The organism is Streptomyces agglomeratus (assembly GCF_001746415.1).
Taxonomy (GTDB): Bacteria; Actinomycetota; Actinomycetes; order Streptomycetales; family Streptomycetaceae; genus Streptomyces; species Streptomyces agglomeratus.
The window spans coordinates 8163746-8182267 of sequence record NZ_MEHJ01000001.1 but is presented as its reverse complement, the minus strand read 5'-3'; the positions used below and the strand labels follow the sequence as shown (position 1 = coordinate 8182267).

The 18522-nt window shown below is 67.3% G+C and carries 17 protein-coding genes; 9 read left to right on the top strand and 8 right to left on the bottom strand.

Annotated features, from left to right (window positions below; genetic code table 11):
* Positions 1-509: 509 nt before the first annotated feature.
* Both AS594_RS48110 and AS594_RS44105 read left to right on the top strand, forming a co-directional pair.
* Positions 510-1582 (top strand): IS630 family transposase gene (locus tag AS594_RS48110; RefSeq protein ID WP_420877877.1). Its coding sequence is split into 2 segments (ribosomal slippage): positions 510-1020 and positions 1020-1582, totalling 1074 coding nucleotides; the frame shifts between segments, so codons are not numbered across the junction.
* 54 nt (positions 1583-1636) lie between these two features.
* Positions 1637-3490: a hypothetical protein gene (locus AS594_RS44105; RefSeq protein WP_141747222.1), complete on the top strand. Its 1854-nt coding sequence runs from the start codon at positions 1637-1639 to the stop codon at positions 3488-3490.
* A 181-nt stretch (positions 3491-3671) separates the two neighbouring features.
* Here AS594_RS44105 and AS594_RS41815 read toward each other — a convergent pair whose 3' ends face one another.
* On the bottom strand, positions 3672-4079 hold the full coding sequence (locus AS594_RS41815; RefSeq protein ID WP_276207457.1) for a hypothetical protein: 408 nt from the start codon (positions 4077-4079) through the stop codon (positions 3672-3674).
* A gap of 237 nt (positions 4080-4316) precedes the next feature.
* A complete protein-coding gene (locus AS594_RS35985; RefSeq protein ID WP_069935839.1) occupies positions 4317-5507 on the bottom strand; it encodes a DUF1266 domain-containing protein in 1191 nt (396 codons plus the stop codon).
* Positions 5508-6198: 691 nt separating this feature from the next.
* Here AS594_RS35985 and AS594_RS35980 point away from each other — a divergent pair.
* Positions 6199-6909, top strand: a complete 711-nt coding sequence (locus tag AS594_RS35980) for an anti-sigma factor (RefSeq protein WP_167368108.1) — start codon at positions 6199-6201, stop codon at positions 6907-6909.
* Positions 6910-6929: 20 nt separating this feature from the next.
* Here the strand turns inward: AS594_RS35980 and AS594_RS46750 are convergent, their stop codons facing one another.
* Positions 6930-8168, bottom strand: a complete 1239-nt coding sequence (locus tag AS594_RS46750) for a helix-turn-helix domain-containing protein (RefSeq protein WP_240509201.1) — start codon at positions 8166-8168, stop codon at positions 6930-6932.
* A 539-nt stretch (positions 8169-8707) separates the two neighbouring features.
* Here AS594_RS46750 and AS594_RS35970 point away from each other — a divergent pair.
* The gene (locus AS594_RS35970) at positions 8708-9331 is read left to right on the top strand and encodes a histidine phosphatase family protein (protein ID WP_069935837.1); all 624 of its coding nucleotides are present in this window, start codon (positions 8708-8710) and stop codon (positions 9329-9331) included.
* A 403-nt stretch (positions 9332-9734) separates the two neighbouring features.
* On the opposite strand, the gene AS594_RS41805 is transcribed toward AS594_RS35970, so the two are convergent.
* From AS594_RS41805 to AS594_RS35955, 5 genes are all read right to left on the bottom strand, one after another.
* Positions 9735-9959: a DUF397 domain-containing protein gene (locus AS594_RS41805; protein WP_079148832.1), complete on the bottom strand. Its 225-nt coding sequence runs from the start codon at positions 9957-9959 to the stop codon at positions 9735-9737.
* Between the two features lie 160 nt (positions 9960-10119).
* Positions 10120-10983: a helix-turn-helix domain-containing protein gene (locus AS594_RS35965; protein WP_069935836.1), complete on the bottom strand. Its 864-nt coding sequence runs from the start codon at positions 10981-10983 to the stop codon at positions 10120-10122.
* Positions 10984-11520: 537 nt separating this feature from the next.
* Positions 11521-12009 carry a TrmO family methyltransferase domain-containing protein gene (locus AS594_RS35960; RefSeq protein ID WP_079148830.1) on the bottom strand — a complete coding sequence of 163 codons (489 nt, stop codon included), beginning with the start codon at positions 12007-12009 and terminating at the stop codon, positions 11521-11523.
* A gap of 72 nt (positions 12010-12081) precedes the next feature.
* The gene (locus tag AS594_RS47685) at positions 12082-12219 is read right to left on the bottom strand and encodes a hypothetical protein (protein WP_338120203.1); all 138 of its coding nucleotides are present in this window, start codon (positions 12217-12219) and stop codon (positions 12082-12084) included.
* A 12-nt stretch (positions 12220-12231) separates the two neighbouring features.
* The gene (locus AS594_RS35955) at positions 12232-13464 is read right to left on the bottom strand and encodes an NsdA family TPR-like regulatory protein (protein WP_338120202.1); all 1233 of its coding nucleotides are present in this window, start codon (positions 13462-13464) and stop codon (positions 12232-12234) included.
* Positions 13465-13746: 282 nt separating this feature from the next.
* Here AS594_RS35955 and AS594_RS35950 point away from each other — a divergent pair, with 282 nt between their 5' ends.
* The 5 genes from AS594_RS35950 (at position 13747) to AS594_RS35935 (ending at position 18508) form a co-directional block, all read left to right on the top strand.
* The gene (locus AS594_RS35950; protein ID WP_141747221.1) at positions 13747-14229 is read left to right on the top strand and encodes an ATP-binding protein; all 483 of its coding nucleotides are present in this window, start codon (positions 13747-13749) and stop codon (positions 14227-14229) included.
* Entirely contained in the window at positions 14226-14801 is a 576-nt protein-coding gene (locus AS594_RS48105; protein ID WP_420877876.1) for a DUF5999 family protein, read from the top strand. Before AS594_RS35950 ends, AS594_RS48105 begins: the two co-directional genes overlap by 4 nt.
* A gap of 50 nt (positions 14802-14851) precedes the next feature.
* Positions 14852-15772 (top strand): Scr1 family TA system antitoxin-like transcriptional regulator, encoded by a 921-nt coding sequence (locus AS594_RS35940; RefSeq protein ID WP_141747220.1) that lies wholly within the window; start codon positions 14852-14854, stop codon positions 15770-15772.
* Positions 15773-16150: 378 nt separating this feature from the next.
* A complete protein-coding gene (locus AS594_RS45045) occupies positions 16151-16315 on the top strand; it encodes a hypothetical protein (RefSeq protein ID WP_167368107.1) in 165 nt (54 codons plus the stop codon).
* Between the two features lie 681 nt (positions 16316-16996).
* Positions 16997-18508, top strand: coding sequence for a sensor histidine kinase (locus tag AS594_RS35935; protein ID WP_069935833.1), 1512 nt, complete (start codon positions 16997-16999; stop codon positions 18506-18508).
* Positions 18509-18522: the final 14 nt, after the last annotated feature.

The window sequence follows — 18522 nt, the reverse complement described above, 5'->3', positions numbered from 1 at the left end:
GCTGTTCCCGCACATGGGTCGCCGTCGCGGCGCTCCACCCGGTGCTTGGTACGCTCCTCCTCGCGGCGGCCCTGCTCGCTGGCACGGACCGGGAGTTCGCGATGTACGCCGGTGAGCAGACTCGTGCAGCGCAGTTCCCACCGTGACCGCGTGGCGTCCTTCGTACATGCTCTCGGGTGCGCTGGGCGTCTCCCTTCATCTCGGCTGCCTCAGTGAGCCTTTTCAGCTCTCACCCGCAGGGGTGGTGCCTTGCGAGGCGCTCACCGGCGAGTGGCCTGGGCAGAACTGGACTCCGGCTCCAGAGCTCGTCACCCGATCGGTGGCCACTCTGAAAATGCTCAGTGACAGGGATAGAGACCTCACTGTCAGTGTGGATCGCTACGCTGAATGGCTGAAGGCTGCAGCCTCCTAGATCTCAGGGTCCCGACCGTTAGGGGAAGGCCGTTACTGAGATTTTCGTGTTGTCGTCGGGTGGTGACGGTTCATGATCCCTGCGGTATGCCGGTGGGATGAGGTATTCGGAGGGTGGGGGCCTGACCGCTGAGCGTCGGGCGTTTCGTGAGGAGATCCGGCTTCAGGCCGGGCAACGGTTCGCGGCGGGTGAGAAGACCGCGGTGATCGCGAAGGACTTGCGAGTGAGCGTGCGGTCGGTGGAACGCTGGCGCCGTGCCTGGCGCGAGGGCGGCATGGAGGGCCTGCGTTCTGCGGGTCCGGCGAACTCACCGGCCATCACCGATGCCCAGTTCACTGTGCTGGAGGAGGAACTCGGCAAAGGCCCGGCGACGCACGGCTTCGAAGACGAACGCTGGACCCTGGTCCGGGTCCAGGCGGTGATCCGCCGTCGGCTGCGAGTGAGCCTGTCGGTGGCGACGGTGTGGCGGCTACTGAAACGGCACGGCTGGTCCTGGCAGGCGCCCGCCCGCAGAGCACTGGAGCGTGACGAGCACGCGGTGGAGCTGTGGAAGAAGGAGGTGTGGCCCCGGGTAAAAGGCTCGCGGCGGCCTCTGGGGCCTGGATCGTCTTCGAGGACGAGGCCGGCTTCTCGATGACGCCGCCCCGTGCCCGCACCTGGGGCCGGCGCGGGCATACCCCCGTCATCCGCGTGCGTGGCAGGTCCCGCCGCCGGACCTCGGTTGCCGCGCTGTGTTGCTACAAGGCCGGCGAGAAGAGCCGTCTCATCCACCGGCCCCGCACGCACCTCCTGCTCAAGGGCGCCCGCAAGAGCTTCTCCTGGCAGGACTATCGCGACCTCCTGGTGCGGGCACACATCCAACTCGACGGACCGATCGTGGTGGTCTGGGACAATCTCAACACTCATCTGGCCGCGGGGCTGAAGCGGTACGAGGCCGAACACGACTGGCTCACCACCGTCCGGCTTCCGCCGTATGCACCCGACCTGAATCCCGTCGAGGCCGTCTGGTCACTCGTGCGCAGAGCAATGGCCAACACCGCTTTCACCACACCCGACGACCTCGACCGCAAGCTCCGCAGCGAGTTACGCAGGATCCAACTCCGACCCCGTCTCATCGACGGCTGCCTCACCGCCACAAGACTGGCCATCAACCCACCGACCCCACCCTGAAAACCTCAGTAGGCATGGAGGCAGTTGCGAGGATTGCTGGCGAAGGGGCTGGCGATGGGCTTTGACAACCGGCAGATCCAAACAGCGGTGCAAGGTGGGCCGGAGTCTGACGAGCCGTTGCTCTGTCCGACCGATCCGGTCGATCTCGACTTCTTCCGTGAGGAGTACCACGGTGAGTCGTTCTGGTGTGGTGTCCTGCTGGGTGGATGCGGTGGGCAACTGACGACGAAGCGGTGTAGCAGCCGCGTGAGCCACTTCGCTCACTTCCCGGATCCTGATGGGCTGTTGCCCGAATGCGGGCGTCGGGCCCGCGGGGTCAGCAGTGCCGACCATCTGTACGTCAAGGCGGCCACCCATGCGTGGTTGCGTCGTCAGGGGCACACGCCGCGATACCACTTCATTGTGCGAGACGACGTGCCTGTCGGCTCCGTAGTGGAGATCGAGTTGGACGGCCACACCCTGCGCATTCACATGAATCCATCTGTACCGCCCGACTGGGATGCCGAGGGTGGTGGAGAACTCATTCTGGGGCCGGGTGTTCGTATCGACCCCGTCCGGCTGGCACGCCGGGGCTATGTCAACCGCGTCAAGCTCGAGAGCGACGGGCACAACCGTGTCCTGCGTTTTGGCACGGAGGTCCCACACGAGGGGACCACCTGGGGCTTCCACCCCTCAGACTGCGAAATCACTGGTGGAATGCTGCGGACGCCTGTTGTCGCGCGGATCTGGAGCACCGCCAAGCGCGTCCCAGCATCAGCTCCGGCGCCGGATTCCTCCCCTTCGCCTGCCTCTCAGGAGGGGACGCCCCGTCTCTCACCGGTCGTCACGGAAGCCCGTGAGCCGGTGCAGATCGGTACGCTGGTCCGCCGAATCAACACCGCTGTCCGCGAGCATGAGACCGCCGTCGCCCGCCGGCTGTGCGCAGATGCCGAGGGCGAGATGTCCCGGTGCGAGGGCGTGGCTCTCCACCATCTGCAGGCGGCTGTCGAGAAGGCCAGCGAGTGGCTCAGCACCCAGGACCGTCTTCGCCGGGTGCTCTTCAACCGCCTCGAGGAAGCCGAGCGAAACAACGACGCGTTGGTGGCGCGATCCCTGATGGGCCAGGTCAACGCCGTCCTCGCACACGATGATCCGCCGAGCAAGGCGGAGGCGGGCATCGTGGCCGCAGTCAGAGGACTCAAGCCGCCTCGTCGGCCCCAGCCAGCCCGTCCCATCCAGTCCCGGACGAAGCCGGCTCCGGGGACGAGCACGCCGCGGGAGGAACGGCGTGCTCGACGCATCGCGCTCGCGGAGGCCAGGAGCTTGCTCGGCCGTCTTGACGCCAAGTGTCTGCCCGCCGCAAAGGAGCAGCGGCTCATCAGGGATCTGGCCCGAGTCACCGAGACCGCCGGCGAATGGCTCTCCGTACGGGAGCGGGGTGATGTGGAGAGGTGGATCAGTAAGCTCGCCGCCCAACAGCGACAACAGGACGCTGACGACACTGCGAAGCCGGCGCCTTGCGCGCCTGTGAGCTCCTCGGTGCCAGAAGCGAGTGACCGACTCGGGCAACCTCGGCTCTCCCCCGACGTCCATGCGTCGGCGGCAGCAGCCGTGCGTGGAGCGCTGAAGAAGGCCGCCCGCGAGCAGACCACGACCAGTTGGGCTCGCCTAGGTCACCAGCTCGGCTCAGCCTTGCCGCCAATGGGCAACGCCGACCGTGTGCAGGTGTTGATCCTGGTTGACCAGGCGACCCCCCCCAACGAGCCGCTGCTGTGTTCATTGCTTGCCGCGGGCGACCTGGAGGTCCGCAAGGACTACCGCAGCGTGGCGGCTGCCCTGAGTTTGGAAGCACCAATCGACGATGAAGATCTCCGAGACGTCGTCGAAGCTGACGTCCAGCAGGTGTTCGACACCTGGCACAACCGCTGACGCCGCCCCAGTGCTTCGGCGCTGCGGCGCGGCTTGTCGCACTGGCCGCACGATGTGCGACCGTTCCAGGTGAAGGCGATCGGTACGTTGCGCGGGCTTCCGTTCTGCGATGTCGGCCAGGGCGGGTCCCGTCACGGGCCGGCGGCTCCTGGCTGATCGGGCAGTTCGGAACCCTGCGTCGTCAGTCGCGGCGACGTTTGGGCCTCGGCGGCGGTCCGTAGGCCAAGGCGAGAGCATTGCGTACTGCAACACGTCCGGCCGCTCGGAAGGCTCTTGGGTGGGAGTCCACTTCGTGGACACGCATGTTGCGCAGCACAACCGCTACCGCCGCAGTGGTTCCGGCGCCCAGCTCAGCCAGTTCTTCGCGGATGCCCGTGCTGAGGGCCGTTTGGTACGTGGCCAGCTCTGTTTGGCTCATGGATCCGTGAGCAGTGAAGTGGGCTGCCACCTCGAGCACGATTCCCTCCTCCCATGGCTCGAAGTCCACGGTGACCTCCGCAAAATCGGAGGGGCAGCTGCTCTGACGGGCATATACCGCTCGGACACCCCGGATGGGGTGGGGAGGGAAGGTTCTGGCTTCGGAGTCCACGTGACCACGGTAGTCCGAGAGATGGATGGTGCGGCCCTCGCCCTGCGCTCTGCTGACCGTGCTGACTGCCTTCAGCTATCCGTTCTGCTGGGCGAAGTCGCCGATGTGGAGCGAGCGGCCACTCCCGTCCTGGGCGCGTCGAAGCGGCACCGTAGGTGCTGGCACGTACTCGAGCCACTCCGTCGGGCGTGGCCCTCAGCGTGGGCCGGAGCTTACTCGTCCTTGGCCCGCGCCTGTTCAGCGCCAGGGTATGTTCCGCCATGGGCTGCCCTCATTCTCTGTCAGGAGACGGTGGGCAATGAGGTTCTGTTCGTACCATTTCCCGTACTTTTCGTCGTCGAAGCGCAGCACTCTGCCGAGTGCGTAGGCGGCGGAGAAGTCTTGCCATGAGTGGTAGGCCGACTTGCTCAGTGCTCCGGCGTGCACGATCGCTTGTTCGGCCTCGTGCGGGTTGCAGAACCGGGCTGACAGGCCCCAGCGGGCCAGGTTCACGGCGCGCCCGTAGTCGTAGGCGACTGTGGTGGTGACCCTGCCGTCCGGCGGGAGCAGCCCGTCGGCGCGGAACCGGGCCTCGTAGCGGATGATGCGTCGCACCAGGTCCTCGATGTCCTTGACCTTGGCCTGCCCCGCTCCCAGGTCTTGGGCGTGTCCCGCGGCTGTCTCGCGCCACAGATCAGCCGTCGGCATCTCACCGAGACCGGCCCGCAGCTCTTCACGTACCCGCAGGGCGAAGTCGGGCTCCGGCGGGCTGTTGCGCGCGTCCAGAAGGTAGCCCAACTGGGCTTGCCACTCGGAGCGTTCGGTGATGCCCCAGATCTTGCGCAGAAAGCTGAGCTCGTTGGAGTACTCGTGGTAGACGGTGCCGACCTCGTTCCACGGCACATCGTTCACGATCGCCAGGTGCACGCCGCAGGCGAGGCCGTAGGCGAGCGGCCCTTGGAGCGCGCCATGCCGAAGCCCGATCAGGCGGGCCCCGTCCGGCTGATCGCTCGGGACGCAGTACCGGCGCCATGCCTTGCGGTCCTGGGGCGTGGCGGCGAGGAGGACCTGTGCCGGAGTGCCGCCGTTGACCGCCAGCAGCTCATTTGGGTCCCAGTCGAACTTGGATATCCACTGGAGAGAGACGCCGTGGAACACCCATTCGGGATGCCACGGCGGCAGCATTCCGCGAGTGAGGACCGGCTTGCAGCTCCACCCGGCCGGGTTCCAGTGCGAGCGCCAGGTGACCCTGTCGGGAGCGGCGTCGACCTCGGCCTTCGGCGCGCCGATGTAGAGCTCGGCGCCGGCCAGCACCCGCAGCTGCCCGGCCACGTCGCCGCGCATCCCCGCTTCGTGCAGCAGGCGCTCAGTCTCGGATGGTGCCGCCCAAGAGGCGGGGTACCCATGCCCGTGCGGGATGTGTGGGGGATGGGGCTGGTTCGTGTTCATCAGGTTTTCCGGCCGAGACTCGAAGGGGGACACGCCCGTACTGGTGCAGGACCGTGCTGCGGGCGATGTGGGACGGTGAATGCAGGAGGATCAGCGTGCGGCCGGGCCCGCAGCGGATGGAGTCCTTGTCGCGAAGGCCCGTCGAGTTCCGTTCGTGTGTCGTCAGGCATCGATCCCTGAAACTGCCAATAGTCCGTTGGCATCCAGCACTTGTCTCTCCCCGTAGTCACGCACCGATCCTATGTAGCCGAATGCGGAGTCCTAGGCGACGGGTGGTGAGGAACGTCTGCCTGCCGTCTGGCAGCTGCAACGGCGCCGGATGCGGCACCGACGGTCAAGCCACGGAGCGCCGGTTACCGATGTCGTCGACTGGGCGGTCCAGCGGTGGAACAGGTAGGGGTCTGCTGACACCACCGCCGAACAGCCGCCAGCTGTTGGAGCACGGCGAGACGAAGGAGTGGCGCGCAGCGCACTGGGAAGAAGGGTGTGTCACCCCTGCCTGGGAAGCCACTGCGCGAGCGTGCGGGCGGTACCCCGTCACAGCAGGCAGTGCGAACACCAGCCGTCGAGCAGGCGCACGAGCACGCTCGACCACTTGGCCGCCAACCGACAGGCTGGAATTGTCGAGTTCCACGGAGCCATCACTGCGGCTGCTGCGTCCCCTTCTGCAACGAGTGGAAGGGGGGGCGACGTGCAGAACAGGACGGGGCGTCAGGTCCGGGCGCGGCTGGCAAGACAACGGGGCAGGCCGGGCCGGGTGCGAGCCCGTCAGGCGCCGGCAAGGCGGTGGTGGAACCGCGTCGACTGGGTGAGAGCCGGGACGATCGCCGCGATCGTCTTCGGCATCGGAAGTGTCGTGCTGACCGGAGTAGCGACGTACTTCGGGGCGATGGTCGCGAAGGATCAGTTGGAGCAGTCGCAGGAGGATGCCGACCGGAGAGTGCGTGAGCAGGCATCGCGCGTCTCGTTTTGGAAGGAAGGTGAGCTGACCGGCGAACGGCTGTACCTGATGAACAGATCGCCCGATCCCGTGACCAACGTCATCCTCCAGGCGGAGGTCAACCTGGACTGGAGAGACGGCACGACCACCACAAGGGGATGGAGAGTCCTACGGCTTGCACTGCAGCCCTGTTCGGTCACGATCTTCGAACGGAACAAGATGAGCGTGTGGGGCGACCCCAAAAGATGGGGCGAAGAGCCCGAAGAAACGCGCCTCACCCCCAAGCGCGTGAGCTTCACCGACCACGGCGGCGCCATATGGGAACGGCGAACCGACGGCAGCCTGCACCGACTGAACGAGCGGAGCGACTCCATCAAGGAGACTCCCAGGTGGAGGGCCATCGCATACGAGGGCGAACCGAACGTCAAGCCAGTCGAGGAGTGCGGCAGCTCAGGAAGCTAAAGTCTGTAGCGCCCGGCTTCCTATGTGGTCAGAGCGTCGTGGAGTTCGCGTACGGCGAGTTCGCGGTGGTGCCGGGAGGGGATTGAGCGGTACAGGTCTGTGGCCCGGCGGTGAACGAGCCCGGTGCGGTAGGGGGCGGGGAGCCCGTTCAGCACGGTGACCGTGCGCCGGCATGCCTGTTCGGGGTCGCCGTCGTGGTGGTCGCATGCGGCCGCGTCGATGGTCAGCAAAGTGCGGGTCATGGTGCTGGTGGGAGCGGACAGTTCCAGGGCCCGTTGCTGGCTTTCGCGGGCGCGCCGGGTGTCGCCGAGCGCGGTGAAGGCGTGGGAGAGGTGGACGTGGTGTTTCTGCTCGCCGTGGGTGAGCCAGGTGTCGGCCCGTGCGGCGGCATCGAGCCGCTCCATGAGCGCGTCGGCGTCCGCGACTGCTTGGCGGGCTTCCTCGGGCTGGTGGGACAGGGCGTAGGCGCGTGCGGCGACGGCTGCGGCCAGGGTCGCCGCGGCGGTGGGCCGGTTGCCTGCGGTCTGCCGGGCCTGCTCGGCCCGCCCGGCCGCCGTTTGGGGGGCGCCGTAGTTGAGGTCGAGCATTGCTTCGCGGGCCAGTACCCAGGCATGCAGCTGGCGGTCGCCGGACTCCTTGGCCGCCCGACAGGCGGTGACGAACCAGCCGCGGGCCTCCTTCCGCGCGCCGAGGTCGTGGAGCACGATCGCTGCCATGCCTGCCATCTGTCCGGCGGTGCGGCACACCCGCACGCGTGTGGCGACCGGCTGGGGGGCGGCCAGCATGGGGTGGAGGTCGGCGAAGTCGGTCACGAGGTCGGCGAGGACGCGGGTGGGTGGCTGGCCGTGGTAGCCGTAGCCGTACGTCTCGGCGGCTGCCTCCAGGTCGGACAGGTCGGCCGGGGCGGTGTCGGTGGCGAGGGCGAGGTCGAGCGACTGGCGTGTGTCGGTCAGGGCGGTGAGTGCCGGTGTGGTGAGGCCGGCGGCGAGTGCGCCGCGCAGCACCTGGCGGCGGTTCATCGGGTCGTTTCCATCGTGGGACTCCGGGTGGGGTGTCGGAGAGCTGTGCTCCCAGGGTCGCGCAGCAAGCCCGAGAAGGGCACCGGGAATGCGAAGTCCGTCCGCGATGCGCTCGATCGTGGTGAGCGTTGACACGGCCGCCTCACCGCGGGCGATCTTGGAGACCCGCTCGGGCTTCATGCCGCAGGCCTCTGCGATCCGGTAGTAGCTGATCCCGCTCTTGCGTGCCGTGGCGAACACTGCGGTGAAGTCGCGTCGTTGGGCGGCGTCTCAGGGGCCAGAGGGCAGTACCGGGCGAGTGGCAGAACCAACCGCAGGGGTATTGATGGGAGGAGGGGCCCTGAGCCGGGCACAGTGTCAGGGCCCCATGGGCGCGTACCCGTGGGGGACGGATCTAGCACGCGTCACAGGATTAACGCCGCTGGGCACCAGTTGGTCACGGCGCTAGGAGTGCGCACATGCTGATGGTGACACAGAGGTGCAGCAGCTCGCGATCACCGTGGGCTGCTCCCATAGCCGACGCTGCCGCTGTGGTCATCGCGCGTCACATCGGCAGGAGATTGGCTGAGCTGAACACTGAGTGCCTGCTTCTAAGCCGCGGTTCTGAGTAGCCTGGCGTCCTACGCTGGCGTGGTGTCCGAGGACGCCGGTTGGGCCGGCGAGAGCCGGGAATCGCGCCGCGTCGATCCGCCTGAAGACAGCCCCTTCATGAAACCGGCCTGCGTGGGGTCGGCGTCCCTCCAAGAGCGAACAGGACGACCCCACTGGAGGGCATGCCCATGATCAGTACCGCCGCCCGCTACCTCTATCTCACCCGGCACGGCGAGGCGTCGTCGGACGAGAGCCAGCTGACCGACGCGGGCCGCCACCAGGCCACCCTCCTCGGGGAGCGGCTCCGTGGGGTCCCGCTGACGGCGATCCATCACGGGCCATTCGCCCGCGCGGAACAGACCGCCCGGCTGGTTGGCGAACGGCTCGACGGCGTCCCCCTGCGGCGCTCCGACGCGGCCGGCGACTACATCCCCTACTTGCCGACACGCGAGGAACTGCCGCCCGAGGCAGCCGACGCCTGGCTCAAGTTCCTGGACCAGTTCACTGCTGAGGAACGCGACCAGGGACCCGCGCTCGCGGCGGCGGCGCTCGCGGACTTCACTGGACCCGTCCTTGGCGACAAGCCGTGCCACGAACTTGTCATCACCCATAACTTCCTCGTCGGTTGGCTCGTCCGAGCCGCCCTCGACGCGCCGAAGTGGAGGTGGCTGGGCATCAACCACGCCAACGCGGCCCTGACCGTCATCCGCTACGCACCCGACCGCCCCCCGTCGGTTCTCCTCTTCAATGACACCGGTCACCTCCCCGCCGAGCTCCGTTGGACAGGCTTCCCGCAGGAGCTCCACGTCTGAGGCCCAGGCCGCTTCCTCCGAATCACCGGACCGACTATGGTGCCCCCGACGTGGAGGGCTGCCAAGCCTTCGGGATCACCGCACGCAAGCGTGAGGCTCGCATCGACATCACTCGAAGCACCACGGATCAGGAACACGTACTTGGGGGACGCGGACGTTCTTGCCATCGAACACCGCGTCCTAGGACGGCCCAGTCCTTGCAGCAGCGTTGGACCGGCGGCCCGGGATGGGTTCACGCCGCCTGCAGCCGTCGCCACCTTCGCCATTGGACCAGTCGTCGAGGCAAGTGGGCCGGCCTGTTGCCACAGAGGCCAAAAGGGGTAGAAGGTGGAACGACAAAGCGTCCCTCCTCATCTGGGTTGAGGAGGGACGCTGTCGCGTTGCTGCCCGGCCTGCGGGGTGGTTACACAGCAACAGGGCCGAAGGAATCAGCCACTGCAGCCTCTACGAACTGACTCCATGCCTGTGGCTCGAAGCCGAGACACGGGCCCTGAGCGTTCTTCGAGTCACGGACGTACACCTTGGCTTGAGACGCGGGGACGGCGCACTCGACGCAGTCCCCTCCGTTCTGACCGCTGTAACTGCTCTTCCGCCACTTGAGCTGCTCTTCCAAGGGGGACTCTCCCATCCGGTTCTTCTCTAGATCCGCCGGTGCGACGGCTTCCAGGCATGCGACCTGGAGGTCTAACTGTCAGAGTCTCCCCTAGGACTTCTGAGGGCCATAGCCGAGGCCGCTCCTGAGGTGGCCTTCAGCCATGTCCGGCGCTCAGTTCCACGTCGCCATTCGGCTACAAGGCCGATATGGCGGATTTGATCATCCGCTCGGACGCTTCGGTGGACGCGGCGAGCTCCCTGAGCTTGCTGAACGCGTCGCTAAACGGAGTGACGACTGACTCATCCGACAGAACGCCGCCGTCCACGAGGTTTTCCAAGTAGGCGAGATCACCCACGGTTTCGTCTGCGAAGTCGAGGAGGGTGAAGGGGCCGTGCATCGCAGGGTGCGCGCCGGCGGAGAACGGGAGTACATGCACGTTCACATGGGGCGCGGCGGCGAGCTTGAGTAGCCGTTCGAGCTGCCGACGCATGACCCCACCGGGGCCAATCGGCCGGCGGATTACCGCCTCGTTCAGGACGATCGTGACGGTGGGCGGCTGCGGCCGGTCGAGGATGCTTTGGCGCTTGAGTCTGACCTCGGCTTGGACTTCCTGCGTCTTCTCGTCGGCGTCCGAAAGGCTCAGGATCTCCCGCGCGTACTCGGGATCTTGGGCGAGGCCGGGGATGAACTCCGACTGATAGATGTCCAGGGTCGTGGCTGCTGCTTCGAGCCCAAGGTACGCCTGGAACCACGCGGGGATGGTGCCTTTGAACGGCTTGAGATCCCACCAGTCCTTGCGGGTCTTCGTGATCTTGGCGTAGTTCTCCAGCTCCTCGCGCAACTCGCGAGGAGCCTCGTAGAGGTCGCAGAGGAGGCGGACATCGCCGATCTCGACTGCGGTGTCCTTGGTCTCCAACCTCGTCATCCGTGCCGTCGACCAACCAAACTGCTTGGCCACCGACGATGCCGTCAGTCCCCGGGCATCTCGCATCCTGCGGAGCTGCAGCCTGAGCAGGATGCGGCACAGGGCGACCGATCTGTCGTCCGTCGCAGCCATCTGTACTCCCTCGTCCGTGACTTGTCGTCAGTCTGACGGCTCGTGATGTCTTCATCAATGCCTGGTGGTTCGAAGTGACGATAGTCGCCACGCCAAGATCGCACATCGAGAAGAAGTGCTCTGCGAAATTTTCGCAGACTGGCTTTACGTAGCGAAGAAACCACTGCAATACTCCAGAGGTCGCAACAGAAGGCAGTTGAACGCTCACGCCTGGTAGGCGCTGATGTGCGCCAGCCGTGCCACCTCGACGCGAGGAATCCCGTCATGCTTCTCAGCTCGCATGAGCCTGCCCAACCCGGATGTCGGGCGTTACCCGCCGAGTTAGGCCGCCTGACAGGTCACGCCCCCGCTGGGGCAATGCCAGGTCGACCGTTCGGTGAAGGGTGGCAACGTTCACCGTGCCACCGAACCCCGGCGAGGCTGCCCGCACGTACGCTCCGCGAGCGACGGGCGCTAGCCCGCCGTGTGGGCAGGTGCCAGCAAGGGTTGTCCTTCTCGTACGACGAGGTCAATCCGGCCGCTTCAGTGACCTTTCGGTCAGGAGCGTTCCTCCGCGTTCGTCCAGTAGTCGCGCAGCATGTCGGTGGGCCACTCCGGCTGGTGCACGGGGCCGCGGGGCAGCATTTCTTGGAACACCGGCGCCAGGTCGATGACGGGGGTGCCGTCGTCGGCGTCCAGGTCGAGCACGTGAAGATCGCGGCCCTCGACTCGAAGGAGCCTGGGGTACGAGGTGGCGATGCGGGCGGGGCGTCGGTGGTTGCGGTGGACGAGTCCGCCGGTGGCCGGCCATGCCGGGTTGTCGCGAGGGCTGCGGGGCTCGAGCTCGATGTCCTGGTCCGAGCCGAGGCTGAAGTGCCACGTGACCTCGATGTGGCTGAACTCCTCGATCCCTTGCAGGGCGCCTTCAGGGATGCTCGGCACGATACGGATGATCGACTCGACGTTGCCCTTGTAGTCGTCGAGGCGGCCCCTGTGTCCTCCGACGACTCTGCCAATCACCGGCACCGTGATGTGCTCGTCGAACACGCTCTGCCCCTCGTGGGTCTCCGGCGGTCCGAGAAGCCGCCCTGCCCGAACCTATTGCTCTTACGGTACGCGTCAGCCTGCGAGGAGCACTGCGCGGGCCCTGGCGTCCAGCTCCGCAGCCTGGCTGCCCGCACGGTTGCGGAAGGGCGACAGCGCCCGTCGCATCTGGACGACCGTCTCCTTGGCCCGGCCCGACTGCACGCCGGTCATGGCGTCGAGTGCCTAGCCCCAGGTGTCGCAGGCGAGGTCGAGATGCCCCTGCTGTGCCTGGACGGCGCCGAGGTACCCCAAAGTGACGGAGTGCGTCCGCGCGAACTGCGCGCGTCGTGTCCGGACGCTGTGACTGAACTGCTTTTCGGCACCTTGAACGTCGCCGAGGTCACGCAACGCTGCGGCAGTCTCATGAGCGAGGCTGGCCTCGGCGAAGAAGAACACCCTGGTCGGCTCATCGTCGCCTGCGCTTGCGCGGCCGAGGTCCCGCTCGGCCTGCAGCAGCGCGGCCACGGCGGCCTTCTTCTCACCGGCGGCTGCCAGGCCGCGGGCGTGCACGACGCCGAGCAGCGAACGCTCCCGCCAGCACGCTTGCGCGTAGCGACGGCTGGACAAAGAGGCTTCGGCGAGTCGTACGGCTTCCTGCGGCTTGCCCAGGTCGACCGCTTGGTGAGCCATCGCCCGCAGCACGTGGCCGGCCAAGGGGGCATCTGCTGCTTCCTCCGCGAGTTTCGTGGCTATCGTCAGCCACCGCTGCGCAAGAGAGTGTTCCCCTCCGTCGAAGGCGGTCCAGCCAGCCAGGTAGGCCAGTTCTGCGGCTGCCGAGGTCATGCTGCGTCGGATCTCCTCGGTGGGGAATCTGCCGCTCAGCAGTTCCGCGACGTCGGTTCGCAGGTAGGCGACGAGGGCGATGCGTCCGGCGCGTCCGCCGCGCTTTTGGTCACGGCGGGAGAAGATGGCGGCCATCTCTCGGACATCCTCGACATCCTGAGACGTGACGAGGTAGTTCGACAGAGGTCTGCGCGCATGGGCCCGTTCTACGGCCTGTTCGAACCACTGCTCCTCGGGGAGGGCCAGCGCGGCCACCGAGTAGACCGAGGTAGCCAGCAGTTGCCGGCGGTCGATGTCCATGTCAGTGCTCCCGAGCGTCACCAGCGTCGTCAGAGTGTCGTCGCTCCACGCCGGCGGCTGCGGCTGCGGATCAGTGTCCGTCGCAAGCCCGATGTCTGCGAGCGTGACGATGCGACCGAGGCCACGGGAGAGCGTCTCGGCCAAGATACGGGCTGCTGGCGAGGCGGGGACTACGCCGCTGACCCACTTGGCGATGTGGGACTGGCCGACGCCGACCAGTTCCTCGACACCATGCTCTTGTGCCACCGCCCTGACGCGAGCGGCCAACCGGCTTTGGGACAAGCCCAGCGCTGCAATCGCAGCGGCCAGTTTGACGTTGCGCGTGCGCCCCATGGTGCGCCCCTGCCTTCGAAACGATCTTTCATCGCGTTCATCGCATCTGCGGGCCGGCCGGGATACCGCCCAGGCCTCAGACGCGGTTCTCTCGTGCAGACGATATTCCCGCAACGCCGGGACTGCGCAGGTCTTTTGGCCACCTCACGCTTACGAGCTCGGCCCAGGCCCGAAAACAGCTCATCGGTCAGTCGAGAGAAGGAGTTCACCGTGCACGAGAGGACGCATGGGACGCCGATTCGTCCGCGGTTGCACGGTGGGGCAAGTCGAGGAGCATGTGTGATGACGACCGATTCCCCCCGCTGCTCCTCCCCCGAGAGGCCGGACGGCGTCGACTCCGCAGCGCCCCGCCCGTTCGAGTTCGCTACGGCTCTGGCAACAAAGCGCGAAGCAATCGGCCCCATCCGGCACGAACTGGTGGACTTACTGCGGAGTTCCGGACTCGCGCACCTCGCGGATGAATTCGTGTTGGGCGCCCAGGAGCTCATGGCCAACGCGGTGATGCATGGCTGCCGCCGCATTCACGAGGGCACGATCACGGTCTCGGTCCGCTGCAATGGACGGCGTATTCGGCTCAAGGTTCAGGACCCCTCGGACGAGCAACCCCGGGTGCGCGACGCTGCACATGACGACACGAGTGGCCGCGGCATGCTCATCGTGGAAGCCTTCGCCGACTGCTGGGGAGTCGACGCACCGTCGGAGGGCGCCGGGAAGGCGGTGTGGATGGAGATGTCCTGCACCCCGTCGGGCCGGGAGGCGGCATGAGCCTCCTCAGTGTCGCCCGCGCTGCCATGAGTCGGCGTACCGCCCGAGTCACCAGCGCCCCCAACTCGATCGCTACTGCAGCAGCGAAGACCATCACCCTGGTGCTGGACGAGGAAGCCCCGGTGCTCGACAGCGACCAGGACGTCCACGACCTGCTGCTCATGCTGCGCGGGCACGTCATGCAGCTCGGCCCGGCCGCACACACGATGACGGGCCCGCTGGCTGAGGCGCTCAGCGCCGCGCAGGACCTTTCGGCCAAGGAGATGCCAGCGGAGTATGTGCAGGCCCGTGCGCATCTGCGGAACCTGGCGGCCACGGTGCAGGAGCTGCTCGCAGAGATGAGAGCAGCGGGCGCGCTGTGTGCTCACCACCCCGAGTGCCCGTCCGCCGAGGCCAGCGACGGCCAAGCGGCGCAGATCCGCATACACCGCCCCGAGGCCGGATGGAGCGTCTTGTGCAACGGGATGCTGCTCTTTGACGACACAGGCTGTCTCAGGCCGGATGGCGTGATCCTCAAACCGCGCCGGCCCCTGCCGTCGGCACAAGAGGCGCAGCAGGCGGTGAGCAGGTGATCGCCCAAGATCCGTCGTCCGCCGTGCAGCACCTCGATGGGAACCCCGCCATGCTGCAAGTCGTCGCGCCGCCGCCCACAGAATTACCCCAGGCGCCTGCCCAGATCGTGCTCGGCCTCTACCTGCGTGGCCTGCGCAAGGCGAAAGGCGAATCGCTGGAGGCTGCGGCCCGCGTCGCCGGCCAGTCGGTATCGGCCGTCAGCCGGTGGGAGCGCGCCAAGTCACCGATTCCCCCGTCCGCGCTGCAGAATCTGCTGCTCCACTACGGCGTACACGGGCCGCACGCCGACTTCCTCCTCCGAAGCCTGCCGCCGCACGACTACACCCGCAACGAGCACAAAGAGCACGGTTACGCCGCGCGTGCCCCGTTCGACCACTGGGCGGATGTGGCGGGTGAGGAGGCGACGGCGCGCTACATCGCAGTGATGCGGACAGCGAGCGAGTTCATCCAGTTCTCCATACAAGTCCCCGCAGGCCTGCGCACTCAGGCGTACCAGGAAGCGGTACTGAACCCCGCCGTTTGCCTCCGGCCGGATGAACCGGTGCTCGGGCTGCCCCGGTGGGTGCACGGCATCAGGTGGGCCGAGGGGCAGCAGCGGACGGTGGTGCTGGACGAGATCGTGCTGACCAAGCCGGTCGGCGGCCGCAAGGTGATGGCCGGTCAGCTGCGGCATCTGGCCGACCTCGTGAGCCGTGAGGGATCAGACCCGGAAGGTCTGTTCATTCGCATCTTGCCGATGAGCCCGGTGCTGTTCATTCACACAGTCCACTGGCCCGCCGAAGTGACCCTTCACGGCCACCGGCTGGTGACGACTTTCGGCTTCTTTCCCAGCTACGAGACCGGCTCCCGCGCTGCGAGGACCGTGAGCGCCGGCCTACGCGAGGCACTGTCCGCCGCCTGCGGCCGTGAGGAGACGTACGAGCTGCTCGTGCGCGCCGCGGACGCGATGGAACGGAGGGCCGCCTCGTGACCGCCGCCCGACTCCTCGCCCGGCTGCTCGGACCTCCCCACGCCGGGGCCATACAAGGCCCCAGCTTCTTACCCCCACCCACCACAAGCAGGAAGTCACCAATGTCCATCAGGGTCCTTGGCCGCACGTCGCCGGCGTGCCGCCCAAAGCGCACCCCCAGCGGATTGCCGGAACCCGGAGATCAGCATGAGGCCGCCTGGGTCAAGGCTGCCGTAGCCCGCGGCGGTCATGCGCTGCCCTGGAGGACCGAATGACCGTATTGGGAGCGGTCATGACCGCAGGGCTGGTTGCTGCGATGGCGGCCTTGGTCGTCATCGCCGCGACTCCGAATCAACCCCCGGGTTCCGAACCGGCCGACAGCCATACGCCTGAGGAGCCATGAGCACCGACCCGACGTCCGCCGACGGCACGAACCCACGGCCGCAGCCCGTTCCACAGATTCCCCGGCGAAGCTGGCGGCCCTCGCGCAACGCAATCCGTATCTCCGTGTTCGCCGTGGCCATGATCATTCTGATCATCGCGGGTGAGATCCGACGCGTCTGACGCCGCCGACCACTGTGCACCACGACGCGTCGCCTGCCGAAGGCGACCCCATAGCCCCGTTCTGGTGCCGCGCCACTTCCTCCCCCGCTAGGGCGCGGCACCAGAGCGGACCCCACGCTCGTACCGATCACAAGATCCACCCCCTGGTCCTTACGCCCGATCGTCCTGGCGCTCAGCTACCGCGCTCGCCCTTCCGTCCCCGACGGACCCCCGTCCCTACCGGAGAGCTGATGACTCCCCTACTGAGCACACGCCACCCCAGGCAACTCCACTTGAACGAGGTGCCACTCCCGGTGACATTGCCGCCGGCCTTCGACATCGTCCACGTCGGTATGGGACTGGGCGTGTCCACGCTCGACTCCATGATCGACAAGGGTCAGGCGGTCGGTCCGTCGCTGTACTGCATAACGCACCGGATGCTGCTCATCCCGGTTGGGTCAGGAACCGCCGACCTCTGGCGAGCCTCGCATTCCGTATGCACCAAGGGCCCGAGGCTGGCCTGTCTCTCGCAGGGGTACCAACGCCGCTGCGACACTCGCTTCTGGGCTGCTCCCCCTGCACCACTGGCTTCCCCGATCACCGCCCCGGCGGAGCTGCATGACGCTCTGAGCCTGACACGTGCACGGATGCAGCGCCCCGCAACTCGCTCACCGTTCATCACCCACGGGCGCGAGGTGTGCCATGTCTGACCACTTCGCACCCTCCGTCCCCACCACCAGGCGCCGGCGCGCTCACGCTGACGACGCCCTGCGCCTGCCCCCTGCCGTCACCGCCAGCGCCTTCACCGGCGCCGCGGTGGGCGGCGGCTGGGTCATGGACAGCCTGGGGGTGCTGCCCGCGTCGGTAGGCGCCATCGCTGCGGGCGCCGCGACTGGCGCTCTTCTTTGGCGGACCGCAGCCCGCGCCTCCAGCGCCCGCAAAGGCGTGGCCCGCCTCGAACGGGAGCACGACGCGGCGCGCAAGGCCCTCAGCGACATCATCGCCGATGCGGAGAAGGGCCGGCAGGACCTGCGCCGGGCAGCTGCGCAGGCCGCGCGGGGTGCTACGAACGCCGACTTCACTCCGTCCGCTCAGCGAGCTCGGACAGGTGATGTGTGCGGCGATGCCGCGAGCGTCCTGGCTGCTGTGCTCACGGAAGCGCGGCAAACCGTGATCTCGGCCGCGGCACATCAGCGCGGCATGCTCAGTGAGCAGGCCGAGCTGGCTGAGATCTTCAAGTCGATCGCACCCCGCCTCCAGAGCCTCGTCGAACGATGCCTCGATGTGATCTCTGCGGTGGAGAAGAGCGTTGCGGACCCGGAGCTCATGCACGAGCTGTTCCGCGTCGACCATCTCGTGACGCAGATGCGACGCGTGGTGGAGAGTTTGAGGGTTCTGGGCGGGAGCGTTCCCTCGCGCGACAGCGCACCCGTTCTCGTGGTCACCGCAATCCGACGCGCTATCGCAGAGATCCCCAAGTATCAGCGGGTGCGCCCGGCACTGTCTCACGAGAGGGCGCTGCTCCCGGGGTATGTCAGCCCGAACGTCGTGCACCTGCTGGCAGCGCTGATGGAAAACGCCACCACCTACTCGAGCGACCCCGTGGAGGTGTACACCCACCGAGCCACCGGCGGAGTGGTCATCGAGCTGCTCGACCGTGGCACCGGAATACCGCAGGAGAAGCGCGACGCACTCAACCGGCTCCTGGCCGCCCCTGAGAATGAGGATGTGCCCTCCCGTCTCCGGGAAGGCCAGATCGGCCTGTTGGTCGCCGCGCTCCTCGCGAAGCGACACAACATCACCATCCAACTGCACCCGAACCTGGTGGGCGGCACGCAGGCGATCGTAGTGATCCCCAATCAGCTGCTGATTGCCCACGCGGAAGAGGCCCCGGACAACCGCGTCGCTGGCATGCGGAACGCCGCGGCTCCCGCCGGCCCCGCTCGGCCTGTCCGCCCTGCGCATCACAGCGACGACACCACCGAGCTGCGCCGCATTCCGCAGACACCTCTCGAATCACCACGGCCTCAGCAGCCGACAGCGCACGGCGACGGCAAGCCACCGCTGCCGCGCCGCACCCAGGCCCCCCAAGACGCGAGGGTGCCTCCACGACAGCAAGTGCCCACCGGCAACGCGACCACCGGCCTGATGGCCAACTTCCGCTCCGGCATGGCCCGCGCTCAAGAACAGACACCCAGGCCCCCGGCGAGCTAACGCCGCTACGCCTT

Bases quoted from the DNA above. Each gene is read 5' to 3' on its own strand.
- AS594_RS44105 (WP_141747222.1), top strand. From the start codon at position 1,637: ATGGGCTTTGACAACCGGCAGATCCAAACAGCGGTGCAAGGTGGGCCG.
- AS594_RS35985 (WP_069935839.1), bottom strand. From the start codon at position 5,507: ATGAACACGAACCAGCCCCATCCCCCACACATCCCGCACGGGCATGGG.
- AS594_RS35970 (WP_069935837.1), top strand. From the start codon at position 8,708: ATGATCAGTACCGCCGCCCGCTACCTCTATCTCACCCGGCACGGCGAG.
- AS594_RS41805 (WP_079148832.1), bottom strand. From the start codon at position 9,959: ATGGGAGAGTCCCCCTTGGAAGAGCAGCTCAAGTGGCGGAAGAGCAGT.
- AS594_RS35965 (WP_069935836.1), bottom strand. From the start codon at position 10,983: ATGGCTGCGACGGACGACAGATCGGTCGCCCTGTGCCGCATCCTGCTC.
- AS594_RS47685 (WP_338120203.1), bottom strand. From the start codon at position 12,219: ATGACCGGCGTGCAGTCGGGCCGGGCCAAGGAGACGGTCGTCCAGATG.
- AS594_RS35955 (WP_338120202.1), bottom strand. From the start codon at position 13,464: ATGGGGCGCACGCGCAACGTCAAACTGGCCGCTGCGATTGCAGCGCTG.
- AS594_RS35950 (WP_141747221.1), top strand. From the start codon at position 13,747: ATGACGACCGATTCCCCCCGCTGCTCCTCCCCCGAGAGGCCGGACGGC.
- AS594_RS48105 (WP_420877876.1), top strand. From the start codon at position 14,226: ATGAGCCTCCTCAGTGTCGCCCGCGCTGCCATGAGTCGGCGTACCGCC.
- AS594_RS35940 (WP_141747220.1), top strand. From the start codon at position 14,852: ATGCTGCAAGTCGTCGCGCCGCCGCCCACAGAATTACCCCAGGCGCCT.
- AS594_RS45045 (WP_167368107.1), top strand. From the start codon at position 16,151: ATGAGCACCGACCCGACGTCCGCCGACGGCACGAACCCACGGCCGCAG.
- AS594_RS35935 (WP_069935833.1), top strand. From the start codon at position 16,997: ATGTCTGACCACTTCGCACCCTCCGTCCCCACCACCAGGCGCCGGCGC.